The organism is Streptosporangium saharense, from assembly GCF_014203715.1.
Taxonomy (GTDB): domain Bacteria; phylum Actinomycetota; class Actinomycetes; order Streptosporangiales; family Streptosporangiaceae; genus Streptosporangium; species Streptosporangium saharense.
On the sequence record NZ_JACHJP010000001.1, the window covers coordinates 1,252,597 to 1,268,069 of the forward strand.

The 15,473-nt window shown below is 71.4% G+C and carries 12 protein-coding genes; 6 read left to right on the top strand and 6 right to left on the bottom strand.

All coding sequences use genetic code 11. The features are described 5' to 3' along the window. Window positions 1-31: 31 nt before the first annotated feature. From FHS44_RS06135 to FHS44_RS06145, 3 genes are read left to right on the top strand one after another with little or no spacing between them, the layout of a single operon-like run. Complete coding sequence (locus tag FHS44_RS06135; RefSeq protein WP_184712863.1) at window positions 32-2,812, top strand: hypothetical protein; 2,781 nt, start codon at window positions 32-34, stop codon at window positions 2,810-2,812. Continuing rightward, a complete protein-coding gene (locus FHS44_RS06140) occupies window positions 2,809-3,459 on the top strand; it encodes a hypothetical protein (protein WP_184712864.1) in 651 nt (216 codons plus the stop codon). Before FHS44_RS06135 ends, FHS44_RS06140 begins: the two co-directional genes overlap by 4 nt. Before the next feature lie 49 nt (window positions 3,460-3,508). Beyond that, window positions 3,509-4,447, top strand: coding sequence for a hypothetical protein (locus FHS44_RS06145; RefSeq protein ID WP_184712865.1), 939 nt, complete (start codon window positions 3,509-3,511; stop codon window positions 4,445-4,447). 9 nt (window positions 4,448-4,456) lie between these two features. Here the strand turns inward: FHS44_RS06145 and FHS44_RS06150 are convergent, their stop codons facing one another. The 5 genes from FHS44_RS06150 to FHS44_RS06170 form a co-directional block, all read right to left on the bottom strand. Beyond that, window positions 4,457-4,978 (bottom strand): methylated-DNA--[protein]-cysteine S-methyltransferase, encoded by a 522-nt coding sequence (locus FHS44_RS06150; RefSeq protein WP_184712866.1) that lies wholly within the window; start codon window positions 4,976-4,978, stop codon window positions 4,457-4,459. After that, entirely contained in the window at window positions 4,975-6,366 is a 1,392-nt protein-coding gene (locus FHS44_RS06155; RefSeq protein ID WP_184712867.1) for an AlkA N-terminal domain-containing protein, read from the bottom strand. Before FHS44_RS06155 ends, FHS44_RS06150 begins: the two co-directional genes overlap by 4 nt. A 61-nt stretch (window positions 6,367-6,427) precedes the next feature. Continuing rightward, complete coding sequence (locus FHS44_RS06160) at window positions 6,428-7,369, bottom strand: NYN domain-containing protein (RefSeq protein ID WP_184712868.1); 942 nt, start codon at window positions 7,367-7,369, stop codon at window positions 6,428-6,430. Between the two features lie 102 nt (window positions 7,370-7,471). Further along, a complete protein-coding gene (locus tag FHS44_RS42685) occupies window positions 7,472-7,669 on the bottom strand; it encodes an acyl-CoA carboxylase epsilon subunit (RefSeq protein WP_184712869.1) in 198 nt (65 codons plus the stop codon). Next, the gene (locus FHS44_RS06170; RefSeq protein ID WP_184712870.1) at window positions 7,666-9,258 is read right to left on the bottom strand and encodes an acyl-CoA carboxylase subunit beta; all 1,593 of its coding nucleotides are present in this window, start codon (window positions 9,256-9,258) and stop codon (window positions 7,666-7,668) included. Before FHS44_RS06170 ends, FHS44_RS42685 begins: the two co-directional genes overlap by 4 nt. Window positions 9,259-9,434: 176 nt before the next feature. Here FHS44_RS06170 and FHS44_RS06175 point away from each other — a divergent pair, with 176 nt between their 5' ends. The 3 genes from FHS44_RS06175 (at window position 9,435) to FHS44_RS06185 (ending at window position 14,505) form a co-directional block, all read left to right on the top strand. Further along, a complete protein-coding gene (locus tag FHS44_RS06175; protein WP_184712871.1) occupies window positions 9,435-10,223 on the top strand; it encodes an ABC transporter ATP-binding protein in 789 nt (262 codons plus the stop codon). Beyond that, window positions 10,199-11,803, top strand: a complete 1,605-nt coding sequence (locus tag FHS44_RS06180) for a hypothetical protein (RefSeq protein ID WP_184712872.1) — start codon at window positions 10,199-10,201, stop codon at window positions 11,801-11,803. The genes FHS44_RS06175 and FHS44_RS06180 overlap by 25 nt, the downstream gene beginning before the upstream one ends. A gap of 65 nt (window positions 11,804-11,868) precedes the next feature. After that, window positions 11,869-14,505, top strand: coding sequence for a phosphoenolpyruvate carboxylase (locus tag FHS44_RS06185; protein ID WP_184712873.1), 2,637 nt, complete (start codon window positions 11,869-11,871; stop codon window positions 14,503-14,505). A 6-nt stretch (window positions 14,506-14,511) separates the two neighbouring features. Here the strand turns inward: FHS44_RS06185 and fdhD are convergent, their stop codons facing one another. Further along, window positions 14,512-15,381: a formate dehydrogenase accessory sulfurtransferase FdhD gene (gene fdhD / locus FHS44_RS06190; RefSeq protein ID WP_184712874.1), complete on the bottom strand. Its 870-nt coding sequence runs from the start codon at window positions 15,379-15,381 to the stop codon at window positions 14,512-14,514. Window positions 15,382-15,473 lie beyond the last annotated feature (92 nt).

The following is a 15,473-nucleotide window of genomic DNA, read 5'->3' on the forward strand; positions in this document are numbered from 1 at the left end:
GGACGACGAATCTGGACAGGAAGGGAGACGCATGCCCACGCGACAGCCAACGCGCATCCGACCGAGACGTACGGCGGGCGACCTGGCCGCCGGTCTCGGCGCGCTGGTCGTGCTGGTCGCACTGGTCGGCGGGGTTCCCTACGCGCTGCTGAGGCTGGCCGGGCCGCCGCTCTCACCCGAGCTGCTCCACCTGAACCTGCTGACCAGCCAGGTCGGCACGAGCATGATCGTGGCGATCCTCGTGCTGCTGGTGTGGCTGGCGTGGTTCCAGCTGACCGTCTGCGTGATCGTCGAGATCTACGCGGGGCTGCGGCGGGTCGGCATGCCCGCCAGGGTTCCCTTCTCCGGCGGCACCCAGATGCTGGCCAACCGGCTGGTCTCGGCGGTGCTGCTGCTGTTCACGGTCTCGGCGGTCGTCGTGCCGATCGTCAGGCCGACGGCGGCGCCCGTCGCCCGCCCCGCGTCCGCGGCGGCCTCGGTCACCACCCCCGAGGCCGAGGAGCGGGCGCCGCTGGTGCACGTGGAGAAGGCCAGGAAGGTCTACGTGGTGCAGCCGCCGCACGGGCGCCACCACGAGAGCCTGTGGGAGATCGCGGAGAAGTGCCTCGGCGACGGACGGCGCTATCCGGAGATCTACCGGCTCAACCAGCACAAGGAGCAGCCGGACGGCAGCCGCCTGCACATGGCCGACCTGATCAGGCCCGGCTGGGTGCTCGACATGCCGGACGACGCCAGGAACGTGCACATCGTCCCGGCCACCCAGCAGCGCGGGGAGACCCTCAAGGACCACCCGGGCAAGCCCGCCGAACTCGACGGCAACACCCAGGACATCTCCACCAGGGGCGCCGATCTGCCGGGCGAGTCCCGAACCGAGTCCAGGCCGGAGGCCAGGCCCGAGTCCAGGAACGGGGACACCGCGGACAGCGGTCGGCGGGAGCCGTACAGCACGAAGGACACAAGCGGGGAGCAGAAACAGGACGGGCAGCAGGGGCTTGAGCTGCTCGACTACCTGGCCGGGGCCTCGCTCGCGGCGGCCGGGCTGCTGGCGGCCCTGGGCCGCAGGCGCAGGCAGCAGTTGTGGCACCGGGCGTTCGGGCGCAGGATCGTCAGGCCGAAGGACGACGCGGCCAAGGCCGAGGTGGCGCTCAGGCTCGGCGCCGACGCCCCGGGCAGCCGGATGCTGGACATCGGGCTGCGGCTGCTCGGACGTTCCCTGGCCGCGCAGAAGCGGATTCCGCCGACCATCTACGCCGCCCACCTGTCCGCGCAGAGTCTCGACCTGTGGATCCACCCGCCCGCCCCCGAGGCGCCCGCCCCCTGGAGCGCCCACGACGGCGGCCAGGTCTGGCGGCTGCCCGCCCACGAGGGCAGGATGCTCGACGAGCGGTCCCTGTCGGAGGCGCCCGCGCCGTACCCCGGGCTGGTCTCGCTCGGGTCGAACGGTGAGGGCCGCGTGCTCGTGGACCTGGAGGCGGCGCACGGCCTGATCAGTCTCAGCGGCCCGCAGACCACCGCGGCCCTGGCCGCGCTCGCCGTCGAGCTGGCGACCAACCGCTGGTCGGACCGGATGACCGTCACGCTCGTCGGGTTCGGCGAGGAGCTGACCGTGATCGCCCCGGACCGGATCAGGTACGTCGAGACCCTCGCCGAGGTGCTGCCCGAGCTTGAGGCCAGGGCCGAGGAACGCGGTCAGGGCGGGGACGTGCTGACCGGAAGGATCCAGGGCCGGGCCGCCGAGCCGATCTGGCCGCCGCACTACGTGCTGTCCGCGCTCGTCCCCGGCGAGGAGGAAGGCCACCGGCTGGCCGTGCTGGCCAGGAAGGGCGTCAGGACCGCGGCGGGCTACGTCGTGGCCGGGCAGGTCCCGCACGCCACCTGGAACTGGGAGATCACCGAGGACGGCAAGGCGAAGGTGGACGCGCTCGGCTTCGAGGTGGACGCCCAGTTGCTGCCCCGGCGCCACTACCGCGCCCTGATCGACCTGTTCGAGACCGCGGGACGGTTCGACGGCGAGTCCATGGCCGACCGGCCAGAGCCGGTCCCGGCGACGGCCTCGGTCGAGGTTCGGGTCCTCGGTCCCACCGAGATCGCGGGTCCCGAACCGATGGAGGAGGGGCGGGCCACGCTCGCCGTGGAGCTCGTCGTCTATCTGGCGACCCATCCCGGCGGCGTCCACCCGGTCGTGCTCGGCGGCGTGCTGTGGCCGCGCGGCGTGCAGGCGGCCGTCAGGGACGCGACCATCGCCAGGGTCGTCGACTGGCTGGGCACCGACGGCGCAGGGCGTCCCAACCTCTACGCCGACGAGGCGGGCAGGTTCAGGCTCGGCCCCGAGGTGCGGACCGACTGGATGGTCTTCCGCGACCTGGTCCGCCGCTCCCACACGGACGCCGGGGTGCGGGCCGTACTGCTCGAACGGGCGCTGAACCTGGTGCGGGGGCCGCTGCTCAACGGGCGCCCGCGGGGGCGCTACGCCTGGCTGGCCGACGACGACCTCGAGTACGACGTGACGGCGGCCGTCGCGGACGCCGCGCACCGGCTCTGCGAGATCCGGATCGAGGAGGGCGACGCGGGACGGGCCGTGGCCGCGGTGCGGGCGGGCCTGCTGCTCGCCGCCGACGACGAGGGGCTCTGGCGCGACCTGCTGCGGGCCACCCACCTCACCGGCGACCAGGAGCGGCTGCGGACCGTGGTCGAGGCCCTGCACAGGAGGGCCGCCGCCCAGCAGGGCGGGGGCGGGATGGCCCCGGAGACCGAGGCCCTGATCGACGAGCTGCTGCCCTCGTGGCGGATGCGCTCGGCGCCGTCCGCATGAGGGGCTCCAGGGTCCTGAGTGGCCTGCTGGCGGTCTCCGTCCTGGTTTCGGGGTGTACGGCGGAGCGGGAGCCGTTCATGCCGGAGGGCGACGCCGGGGGGGTGAGCGCGACGCCCGAGGTCTCCAGGGCGCCCGTCGCGGTCCCGACGACGCGTGAGGAGACTGTCGAGGTGGCCCCCGGGGTGCGGCTGGTCGTCGAGTGGCCCGCCGCGCCCGACCGGGACACCGCGGGGATGGTCGCCGCCTTCCGCGACCACCTGGCCGGGTCGTTCAGGGCCGTCGTCACCGGGGGCAGGGACATCGGCTATCTCGACGTCGTCACCGGCGACGCGGTCGAGGAGCTGAGCGCGTGGGTCGGGGAGTTCCTCGACCAGAGCCGTTCGGTGCGGGGCACCGTCCGCGTCTACGCGCTGACCGTCGGCCCGGTGAACGGGAAGGGGGCGCAGATGGAGGCGTGCATGGACGAGTCCGGCATGCGCCTGCTCGACGCGGCGACCGGAAAGCCGGTCGCCCGCCAGCCCGCGTGGACCCGCGAGCCCTTCCTGCAGGCGGCCGGGATGCGGCTCGGCGACGACGGGGTGTGGCGGGTCGCGCTGCTGCGGCACACGGAACTTCCCAACGAACGCGTGAAGGGATGTCGTCGATGACCTCCTCCCCACGCCAGAAGCCCGGGGCACCCACACTCAAGGAGTTTCGATGATCGGGAAAGTGGTCGTCGCGGGGCTGCTTCTGCTCGCCCCCTTCGCGGATCCCGGTGGGGGTACGGGTGGGAAGCCGGAGGCGAAGGGCTTCCAGGAGGGCAAGAACGGCGAGACGGTCGGGGTCATCCTGAAGGACTCCCGGATCATCGTCTCCGGCAACGGGACGAGCGGGAAGAGTGACGGCTACCGGGTCAGGCGGCCCTGCTGGTACGAGCCCGGGGGCAACGCCAAGGACATGCTGAAGAAGCAGGAGGAGTCCAAGCCCGAGTGGATGCCCGCGACGGAGTGGAACAGGCACCTGGAGTCCCTCAAGGAGTTCAAGGACAAGGTCGGCAAGGAGGGCACCTGGTGGACGCGCGCCTACAACGAGGCCGACCCGAACGCGCTGTCCTGCCTGGCGGCGCTCGAACCGTACGTGTTCGTCCCGCCGAACACCACCCCGCCCGCGGGGATCACCATCCAGGAGCTGGCCGACATCGCCAGGGCCGCGCTGACCGTGCCCGAGCCGAAGATCGAGGTCAATCCCGACGCCAGGAGCTACGTCAACCTGGACACCTGGGTCTGGCTCGGTGACGTCGGTTCCAAGACGCGCTCGGTGACCGCGACGCTGCCCGGCGTCATGAGCGCCACGGTCACGGCGACCCTCGGGCGGCTGGAGATCAAGTCGGGCACCACGGATGATCGCGCCACGGTCAAGCAGGACTGCGCGGACGGCGGTAAGCCGTACAGCAAGGGGGCGGCGTTCAGTTGCGGGGTGACCTATCGGCGGGCCTCGGCCGACCAGTCACGCGGGGTCTACACGATGACCGTCACCGCGGTGTGGCCCGTCACGGTTGAGGGGAACGTGAACTTCGGCTACGCCCCGGTCCAGGTGAGCGCGGACCGGGACGTGGCCGTCGGTGAGGTGCAGAGCGTCGTCAAGGGCGATGACTAGGACTGGCGGCTAGGACTGGACCGCGCCCTCGTGGGTGAGCAGCCACCGCTTGACCGGGACGCCGTAGTAGTAGCCGCCGAAGCCGCCCGTCGACGGCAGGACGCGGTGGCACGGCACGAACGGGGCGATCAGGTTCTGCGCGCAGGCGCCCCCCGCCGCCCTGGCGGCCGTCCTGGGTAGTCCCGCCCGCTCGGCCAGCTCGGCGTAGCTGACCGTGACGCCCGGCGGAACCTGCCGCAGGGCTTCGAGCAGCCGCTGCCGCGTCGGCGTGCCGGGCTGCGCCACCTCGACGGTGTCGAGCGCCTTGAGGTCACCGTCCAGATAGTCCCGTACGGCTCGCGCCGGCTGGCCGAGGTCGTCCACGACATCCAGGCCGAGGGCCCTGAGGGTGGGCGAGAGCCGTACGAACATCTCGTGGGGGTCGGCGGTGAAACCGGCCGCCACGACGACGCCCTCGTGCGTGAGCAGTGACAGCGGTCCGGTGGGCGTGGGGAGGACCTGGGCCTCGACGGGGTCGCGGGTCTCGGTCATGACGCACTCCAGAGGTGTAGGGCGGCGTAGGCCCGCCAGGGCCGCCACCGCTCGATGTGATCTTCGGAAATGTCCAGCCGGGCCATGGTTCTGCGCAGCACCAGGTCGCCGTCTGGCCAGGCGTCCGGGTCGCGCAGCGCCCGCAGCGCCACGTAGCTCGCCGTCCACGGCCCGATGCCGGGGACAAGCAGCAGCCGGGAGACGGTCTGGGCGGGCTCCTGGGCGCCGTCCAGGTCGATCTCCCCGTCGGCGACGCGGGTGGCGAGCGCCCTGAGCGTGGCGATCCGCCGCCCGGTCAGGCCGAGCCCTTCGAGGTCGGCCCCGAGCAGCTCCTCGGGGGCCGGGAACAGCACGCCTCCCTGCCCCGCGCGGGCGACGATCCTGCCCAGGAGCGTACGGGCGCCCGCCACGGAGATCTGCTGGCCGACAACGGCGCGCACGGCGACCTCGAAGCCGTCCCACGCGCCCGGCACCCGCAGCCCCGGCCTGGCGGCGACCAGCGGCCCGAGGGAGGTCCCGCCGAGCGCGTCGGCGATGGCCTGCGGGTCGGCGTCGAGGTCGAGAAGACGGCGGCAGCGGGCCACGACCCGGGCCAGCCCCCGGGTGTCGTCGAGCTCGACGTCGAGCCGTACGTGACCGGGCAGGGGGGTGAGGGTGACGGTCCCGCCGGGGACCACGCGGCTGTAGGAGGTCTCGTCGACGGTCTCCAGGCCGGGGATGGCCCTGGCCCGCAGGAACCGCAGGAGCGTCCCCGCGTCGTACGGCTCGCGGCGGTGCAGCCGCAGCCTCAGCGAGGTGTCGGCAACGCCCCTGCTCCCGCCCGCTGTCGCCCGCAGTTCGCCGGGCGTGAAGCCGTACGTCTCCTTCATGGTCGCGTTGAACTGGCGCACGCTGCCGAAGCCGGAGGCGAAGGCCACGTCGGTGATCGGCAGGCCCGTCTCGGTGAGGAGCTGCTTGGCCAGCAGCAGCCGTTTCGTCCTGGCGACGGCCAGCGGGCCGACGCCGATCTCGGCGGTGAACAGGCGGTGCAGGTGCCGTTCGGTGATGTGCAGGCGCCCGGCCAGCCTGGTGACCCCGCCGTCGTCGGCCACGCCCTCGTCGATCAGCCGCAGGGCCCTGCCGATCAGGTCGCCCCGGTGGTCCCAGCCGGGATCTCCCGGGCTCAGCTCGGGACGGCAGCGTTTGCACGGCCGGAACCCGGCCGCCTCGGCGGAGGCCGCGTGCCGGTAGAAGCGCACGTTGCGCGAGGCGGGCGTGCGCGCGGGACAGATGGGCCTGCAGTAGATGCGTGTGGAGGTGACAGCCGTGTAGAACCGCCCGTCGAACCGGGCGTCCCTGGCGGCCACCGCGCGGTAACAGGAGGCGAAGTCAAGCTCTGCGACGGACATGCCGACAACGATATGCACAGCGTAGATGGGGTGACTGGCGGGTTTCGGACGTGACCGTGGATCACTTCGAGGAGATGCCGACCCCGATCTCGAACTCACGATAGACCCTGGCCCAGAAGCCGTCACGCAGCCAGACCCTGGCCTCGGGGAAGGGCCGCAGCGAGTGGCCCAGCTCCTTTTCCGCCTCGATCAGCAGCTCGGTGTCGATGACCGTGGGCAGGATCGGGCCGGGGAGCAGGTCGCGGATGTTGTCGCGGCCCCGGGTGAGGATCCACTTCTGGGCCACGTGCTCGCCGACGTCCTCGACCCGGGGACGGCTCGGCCCGAGCTTGGCGGGCTGTCCCGCGGGGGCCTTCGGCTTGGCGGCGGTACGGCCCGCGAAGACCTGGGCGGGCGAGGGGGTCGTGGGCGGCACCGGGACGGGGACGGGCGCGGGGGCGCGGCTGAAGAAGGAGCGCAGGAAGTCGGCGCTGATGATCTCCACGGTGTCGGACTCCCAGACCAGCCGCTCGGCCTGGTTGGTGCCGTAGGGCGGCTCGACGCCCCACAGGTGGATGCGCACGCCGTAGGCCTGGGCCGCCTCGACGGCCGGGACCATGTCCTCGTCCCCGGCCAGCAGGATCGTGTCGCTCACCGCGTGGTGCCTGGCCAGGGCCTCCAGGTCGCTTCTGATCTGGGCGTCCACGCCCTTCTGCTGGCCACGGGCGTTGAGGTTGCCGAGCCGTACCTTGACCCAGGGGAGCTGGGCGATGACGCGCTGGTCCACGGTCGGCACCCGGTCGCGGGCCGCGTCGTACCAGTAGATGCGCAGCAGTTCGCCGTGGATGCGGGCCTCGGCGTGCTTCTGCAGCGCCTGGATGAGCTCGTCGGCCGCGACGCGGTACTCCTTGCGCTCCTTGGCGCCGAGGAGGACCTCTCCCGCCGCCGCGTAGAGGTAGCCGACGTCGACGAGGACGGCGTACTTCGCGGCGACGGGATGCGTTGTGAGGTCCAGGATGGTCATGTCGTCCTCCAGGCCTCGGAACTCAGTGATCGGGCTGACTATATGCGCCCATTTCTTAGATAGTCCCAAGTCTCGTGCAACTTGACACCCCGTTCCATGGATCTAACGAGGTAGACCGCTTGATCTCCAAGCACCATGTCCAGTGGGAAGATACTTTCGCATGCGCTGTGCGGGATTACGCCAATTTTCGCGCTTTGGTGGTGCTTTCACCTCCGGAACCGTCCGGGCGGCGAGGGCGACCACCAGCGCGGCGACCTCCTCCTGCGTCGCGTCTCCGTGAACGATCTTCAGATGTGTCACAGCGGGATGTTCCCATGCTTCTTGGGGGGCAGGACCGTCCGCTTGTTGCGCAGGGCGCGCAGTGCTCTGACGACCTGGACCCGGGTGTCTGACGGGCGGATCACGGCGTCTACATACCCGCGTTCCGCGGCGAGATACGGGTTGGCGAGGGTGTCCTCGTATTCGGTGACGAATCGGGCACGCTCGGCGTCGGGGCTGTCGGAGGAGGCCAGCTCGCGCCGGTAGAGGATGTTGACCGCGCCCTGGGCGCCCATCACCGCGATCTGCGCGGTCGGCCAGGCCAGGTTGACGTCCGCGCCCAGGTGCTTGGAGCCCATGACGTCGTAGGCGCCGCCGTACGCCTTGCGGGTGATCACGGTGACCAGCGGGACGGTCGCCTCGGCGTAGGCGTACAACAGCTTGGCGCCGCGACGGATGATCCCGTTCCATTCTTGATCGGTTCCCGGAAGGAATCCGGGAACGTCCACAAAAGTAAGAACAGGAATGTTAAAGGCATCACAAGTGCGGACAAATCTGGCGGCTTTCTCTGAGGCCGCGATGTCCAGTGTTCCGGCGAAACTCATCGGCTGGTTGGCGACGATCCCCACAGAACGGCCCTCGACCCGGCCGAAGCCGACCAGGATGTTCGGCGCGAACTGCGCGTGCACCTCAAGGAACTCCCCGTCGTCGAGCACGTGCTCGACGACCGCGCGCATGTCGTACGGCTGGTTCGCCGAGTCGGGGATCAGCGTGTCCAGCTCCCTGTCCTCCTCGGTGGTCTCCAGCACCGGCTCCGCGTCGAACACCGGGGCGTCGTCCAGGTTGTTCGACGGCAGGTAGGACAGCAGCGCCCTGGCGAACTCCAGGCAGTCGGCCTCGTCGACGGCCTCGTAGTGCGCGACCCCCGACCTGGAGTTGTGCGTGCGCGCGCCGCCCAGCTCCTCGAACGTCACCTCCTCGCCGGTGACGGTCCTGATGACGTCGGGGCCGGTGATGAACATGTGCGACTTCTCCGCGACCATCAGCACGAAGTCGGTGAGCGCGGGGGAGTAGACCGCGCCGCCCGCGCACGGACCCATGATCAACGAGATCTGCGGGATGACCCCCGAGGCGTGCACGTTCCGCTTGAAGATCTCGGCGTACAGGCCGAGGGAGACGACGCCCTCCTGGATGCGGGCCCCGCCGGAGTCGTTGATGCCGACCACCGGGCAGCCGGTCTTCAGGGCGTGGTCCATGACCTTGACGATCTTCTCGCCGAAGACCTCGCCGAGGGAGCCGCCGAACACGGTGAAGTCCTGGGCGAAGATCGCGACCGGCCTGCCGTCCACGGTGCCGTGCCCGGTCACCACGCCGTCGCCGTACGGCCGCTCGCGGTCGAGGCCGAAGCTGGTCGAGCGATGCCTGGCCAGCTCGTCGAACTCCACGAAGCTGCCCTCGTCCAGGAAGGAGAGCACCCGTTCCCTGGCCGTCATCTTGCCCTTGGCGTGCTGTTTCTCGACAGCCCGCGCCGAACCGGCGTTCGCCGCCTCGTGCAGGCGGCGTTCCAGGTCGGCGAGCTTGCCCGCGGTCGTGTGGATGTCGATCCCCGGGGCTGTCGGCTCGGCGCTCATCGGGTTCTTCACTCCTCGCTCGCTCCAACACTGCGTACATGTCGCTGCGCTACTGGTCGGGCGCGTTCCCCGCTCGTTTCCCAGCAGGGTAGCCCTCCCTTGGGCCCACGACCCAGAGGGGCTGCCGAGCCCACGAACATGCCCGTCAAAGGGGCAATTCTGGCAAAGTGGAAGTCATGACGGACAGCGCCGAAGCGGTACGAACACATCAGCTCTTCAAGAGATTCGGGCAGCAGGTGGCCGTCGGCGGTGTCGATCTCATCGTGCCCCGAGGCAGCTTCGCCGGGCTGGTCGGGCCGAACGGCGCCGGCAAGACGACCACGCTCAGCATGGTCACCGGCCTCCTCCGCCCAGACGGCGGCACCATCCACATCGACGGCCTCGACGTCTGGCGCGACCCGGTCCAGGTCAAGGCCCGCATCGGCGTGCTGCCAGAGGGCCTGCGCCTGTTCGAGCGCCTGTCAGGCCGGGAGCTGCTGTCCTACAACGGCCAGCTCAGGGGCATCCCCAAGGCCGAGGTCGAGCACAGGGCCGAGGAGCTGCTCCGGGTCATGGACCTGACGGAGTCGGCCGACAAGCTCGTCGTGGACTACTCGACCGGCATGCGCAAGAAGATCGGCCTGGCCGCCGCGCTGCTGCACAACCCCAGGGTGCTCTTCCTCGACGAGCCCTTCGAGGGCGTGGACCCGGTCAGCGCCAACACGCTGACCGAGGTGCTGCGGCGCTACACCCACTCCGGCGCGACCGTCGTCTTCTCCAGCCACGTCATGGACCTCGTCGAGCGCCTGTGCGACTGGGTCTCGGTGATGAGCAGGGGCCAGATCGTCGCCCAGGGACCGCTCGACCAGGTCCGCGCCGGGCGCAGCCTCAACGAGGCCTTCCTCGGCCTGGTCGGCGCGGGGGAGCACGGGCACGGCACCGACGGGGGAGAGGGGCTGTCGTGGCTGGGCGCGACCTCGGCGTGACCGAGCGGGCCGCCCGGGTCGGCCCCCTGCTGTTCGTACGGCTCAAGCTCAGGCTTGTCGCCGGGAACCTGCGCGGCAACGGCGTGCGCGTCGCGGGGTTCGTCTTCACCGTGATCGCCGCCCTGGTCGTCGCCGGACTCGGCTTCCTCGGGGTGTCCGCGCTGCGGTTCGCCCCCGCCCAGATCGCGGCCGACGTCGGGATCGTGCTGTTCACCGTCTTCCTGGTCAGCTGGGCCATCGTGCCGCTGCTCGCCTTCGGCCTCGACGACACGCTCGACCCCTCGCGCCTGGCGCTGCTGCCGCTGCGCACCGGCCAGCTCGCGACCGGGATGTTCGCCGCCTCGATCACCGGCGTCTGGCCGATCTCCGCGCTGGTCGTCATGTCCGGCGCTGTCTTCGGCATCGCGACCGGCCTCGGCGGCGTGCTCCTCGGGATCGTGGCCGTGCTGCTGGAGTTCGCGCTGTGCATCGTCACCTCGCGGCTGATCACGACCTCCATGTCCGGCGTCATGCGCACCCGCAGGGGACGTGACGTGCTGGCCGTCTCGGTCGTCCTGTTCGCCCTGGCCGGGCAGATCCCCAACCTGGTGCTCAACGGAGGCTTCTCCACCGACCCCGCGCGGACGCTGCACGCCATGGCCTCGGTGCTGCGCTGGACCCCGCCCGGCCTGGCCGCCCACGCCATCGCGGACGGCGGCCTGGTCGGACTCGCCGAGCTGGTGGTGCTGGCCGTACTGGTGCTGGTGATCGGGAGGCTGTGGATCGCCGCGCTGAACAGGGCGCTGGTCACCCCGGACGCCTCGACGCAGGGCGCCTCCGTGCGCAACTCCCGGGGCCTGCTCGCCCGGTTCCTGCCGGACGGCCAGCTCGCCGCGGTCGCGACCAAGGAGCTGAAGTACGCCCGCCGCGATCCCAGGGGCAGGGTCCTCTGGTTCACCTCCCTGGCGGTCACCGGGGTCATGGCCTTCTCCCTGAGCCGGGGAGACGGGGTCGGCGGCCCGGGTCTGGTGGTCGGCCCGGCCTGCCTGGGCGCGGTGATGATCGCCCTGCAGTCGGCAAACTCCTTCGGCATCGACGGCCGCTCGCTGTGGATGAACGCCGTGACCTACGGCACCGGCCGCGAGTGGCGGATCGACCTGACCGGGCGGCACCTGGCCGTCGCGACGATCGGCGCCCCGCTGCTCGCCGTACTGGCCGTGGCCGCCTCGCTCCTGGCCGGGGACCTGGCCCTTGCCGTTCCCGGGGCGCTCACCGCGTGGGGCGTGCTGGGCGTCGGGCTCGGGATCGGCGCCGTGACGAGCGTGCTGGTGCCGTACTCGGTGCCGGACCGCCTGAACGCCTTCACCGGCGCGGTGCCGGGACAGGGCGGCATCGCCTTCGTGGCCTCCTTCGGCGCGATGATCGGCGGCGGCCTGCTCGCGCTGCCCGTCGCCCTGCCCGTCCTCCTCGGCGCCACCTGGGTCAGCGTCCTCGCCGTGCCGTACGGCCTGCTGATCTCGTGGGCGGGTCGCAGGCTGGCCGGGAACATCGGTTTCCGCAGGTATCCGGAGCTCGTCGGGGCCGTCTCCCAGGGGGGTTGATTGGTCTAGTCCAATAGGTGGGACCGGTCTGCGGTCACGAATTCGGACTGACTACGCTGGCGATTATGTCCGCTATCGCGAACACCGCAGAACGTTCATCCGCTGTCACCGAGATGCCCGACGAGCTCCGCGCGGATGTGCGGCTGCTCGGTGGGCTTTTGGGGCAGGTGATCGCCGAGCACGGCGGCGACGACCTGCTCGCCGACGTCGAACGGCTCCGCAAGGCCGTCATCGACGCCCGTCGCGGGAAGGTCTCCGGCGACGAGATCACCGCGATGGTCGCGGAGTGGCCGGTCGACAGGGCGGTGCTGATCGCCCGCGCCTTCACCTGCTACTTCCACCTGGCGAACCTCGCCGAGGAGCACTTCAGGATCCGCACCCTCCGTGTCCGCGACACGGGGGAGGAGCCGCTGCCGGAGTCCATCGCGCAGGCCGTACAGGAACTGGGCGGTGAGCGCGTCGCCGAGCTGGTCGAGGGGCTGCGGCTGCACCCCGTGCTGACCGCCCACCCGACCGAGGCCCGCAGGCGCGCGGTCGTCACCGCGATCCAGCGGATCAGCGGCAGGCTCGCCGCCTACAACAGCCCAGAGCGGGGCGCCGCGGAACGGGACGAGACCCGGCGGCGCCTCCTTGAGGAGATCGACCTGCTGTGGCGGACCGCGCAGCTCAGGTCGACCAAGCTCGACCCGCTCGACGAGGTGCGCACGGCCATGGCCGCCTTCGACGAGACGCTGTTCCGGGTCGTCCCGCTGGTCTACCGCTCGCTGGACGCCGCGCTCGGCGAGGGCACGGGCACCCGTGAGCCGCTGGCCAGGGCGTTCATCCGCTACGGGAGCTGGATCGGCGGCGACCGCGACGGCAACCCCAACGTCACCGCCAAGGTGACCAGGGACGCCGTGCTCATCCAGTCGGAGCACGTGCTGATCGCGCTGGAGAACGCGACGCTCAGGATCGGCAGGTCGCTGACCCTGACCTCCTCCTACGTCCCGGCCTCCGCCGAGCTGCGGGCGGCGCTGTACTCGGTGGAGAACGACCACCCCGAGCTGGTCTCGGAGATGGCCACCCGCTCGCCGCAGGAGCCGCACCGGCAGTGGCTGCTGTTCGTGGCCGCCAGGATCGCGGCGACCAGGAAGCGCGGCCTCGACCTGGCCTACCGCTCGCCCGAGGAACTGCTGGCCGATCTTCGCCTGACCCAGGAGTCGCTGGTCGCCGCCAGGGCGCCCCGGCAGGCCTACGGCGAGCTGCAGCACCTCATCTGGCAGGTGGAGACGTTCGGCTTCCACCTGGCCGAGCTGGAGGTCCGCCAGCACTCGCAGGTCCACGCCCAGGCGCTGACCGAACTGGCCGAGGGCCGTACCTCCGAGCGCACCGACGAGGTCCTAGCCACCATCAGGACGATCGGCTGGATCCAGGAGCGGTTCGGCACGACCGCCTGCTCCCGCTACGTCGTCTCCTTCACCCGCTCCGCCGACGACGTCGCCGCCGTCTACACGCTGGCCAGGCACGCCCTCGGGGACCGGGCGCCGAGTCTCGACGTGGTCCCGCTGTTCGAGTCGGGCGCCGACCTCGCCAACGCGACCGCCGTACTGACCGGCATGCTGGACATCCCCGGCATCCAGGACAGGCTCGCGGTCAACGGCCGCCGCCTTGAGGTCATGCTCGGCTACTCCGACTCCGCCAAGGAGCTTGGCCCCGCCGCCGCGACGCTGAAGCTGTACGAGGCGCAGGAGGCCCTGACCGCCTGGGCCACCGAGCACGACGTACGGCTGACGCTCTTCCACGGCAGGGGCGGCGCCCTCGGCAGGGGCGGCGGTCCCGCCAACCGCGCCGTGCTCGCCCAGGCGCCGGGCTCCGTCGGCGGCAGGTTCAAGGTCACCGAGCAGGGCGAGGTCATCTTCGCCAGGTACGGCCACGCCGCCATCGCCCGCCGCCACATGGAGCAGGTCACCTCCGCGGTGCTGCTCGCCTCGACCCCGACCATCGAGGACCGTACGGCCAGGGCGGCGGGACGTTTCCGCGGCCTGGCCGAGCAGGTCGCCTCCGCCTCCGAGCGGGCCTACCGGTCGCTGACCGAGGCACCCGGCTTCCCCGAGTGGTTCTCCCTGGTCAGCCCGCTTGAGGAGCTCGGCTCGCTGCGCCTCGGCTCCCGCCCCGCCAGGCGCGGCCTCGGCGCTCCCCGCTCCCTGGACGACCTGCGGGCCATCCCGTGGGTGTTCTCCTGGGCGCAGACGCGGGTCAACCTGCCCGGCTGGTACGGCCTGGGCAGCGGCCTTGAGGCGGCCATCTCCAAGTCGGGCATCGACGAGCTGCGCGCCGCCTACCGCGAGTGGCCGCTGTTCGCCTCGCTGCTGGACAACGTGGAGATGTCGCTGGCCAAGACCGACAGGGACATCGCGGCCCGCTACCTCGCCCTGGGCGGACGGGACGACTTCGTCGAGCAGGTGCTCGCCGAGTACGACCGCACCCGCCGCCTGGCCCTCGATGTCACCGGGCACAGCCGCCTGCTGGAGAACCGCAGGGTTCTCTCCCGAGCGGTCCAGCTCCGCGACCCGTACGTGGACGCGCTCTCGCACCTGCAGCTGCGCGCCCTGTCCGCCCTGCGCTCCGGCGACGCCCTGACCGAGGAGGAGCGCGAGCGGCTGTCCACGCTCCTGCTGCTGTCGGTCAACGGCGTGGCCGCGGGCCTGCAGAACACCGGGTGACCGGGCCTACCCGGTCACCCGCTCGGCGCCCGCGTAGAGGTTGAAGCGCTCCTCGCGCAGGAAGCCGACCAACGTCATCCCGAACTCCCTGGCCAGGTCGACGGCCAGGGAGGAGGGGGCGGAGACGGCGCAGACGACCGGGATGCCCGCGCTCAGCGCCTTCTGGGTGATCTCGTAGCTCGTGCGCCCGCTCACCATCAGGACGTGCCCGGTCAGCGGCGTCATGCCGTTCATCAGGGCCCAGCCGACGAGCTTGTCCAGCGCGTTGTGCCGCCCCACGTCCTCGCGGAGGGCCACCAGGTCGCCCTCCGGGGTGAACAGCCCGGCGGCGTGCAGGCCCCCGGTCTTGCCGAACACGCCCTGTGCCTGTCTGAGGCGCTCCGGCAGGCCGTACAGGATCTGGGGGGAGACCCGCAGGTCACCGGCGGGCAGCGGGGCACACCGGCCACGCAGGGCGTCCAGGCTGGCGCTGCCGCAGACGCCGCAGGCACTCGACGTCACGAAGTGCCGGTCGAGGGAGGGCAGGTCGGGCAGCGGGCCGCGCAGCCGTACGGTGACGGTGTTGTATCGGGCCTCGGGCGCCACGTCCTCGTCCGTGCAGTAGGCGATGGAGGCGATCTCGGCCTGTCCGGCGAGGCCCTCACCGGACAGGAACCCGGCCGCCAGCTCGAAGTCCGCGCCGGGGGTCCGCATGGTGATCGCCACCGTACGGCGCGCACCACCCGACTGGACCCTGATCTCCAACGGCTCCTCGGTCGCCAGGTCGTCACGCCTGTCCCGCACGACCCCGCCCGTCACCTCTCTGACCCGGGTCCTGGTGCTCGGACCTGGGCGCCTGGCGGGCACCGGATGGCGTGGGTCGAGGCCTTCGTTCATGCCTCCCATCCTGGCGCTCCCGGTGTGCGTGGGCGTCACCGCCCCGGTGTTCCCCGCTCGTCGCCCTGGCTGGATGACAGATGAGGGAAGAT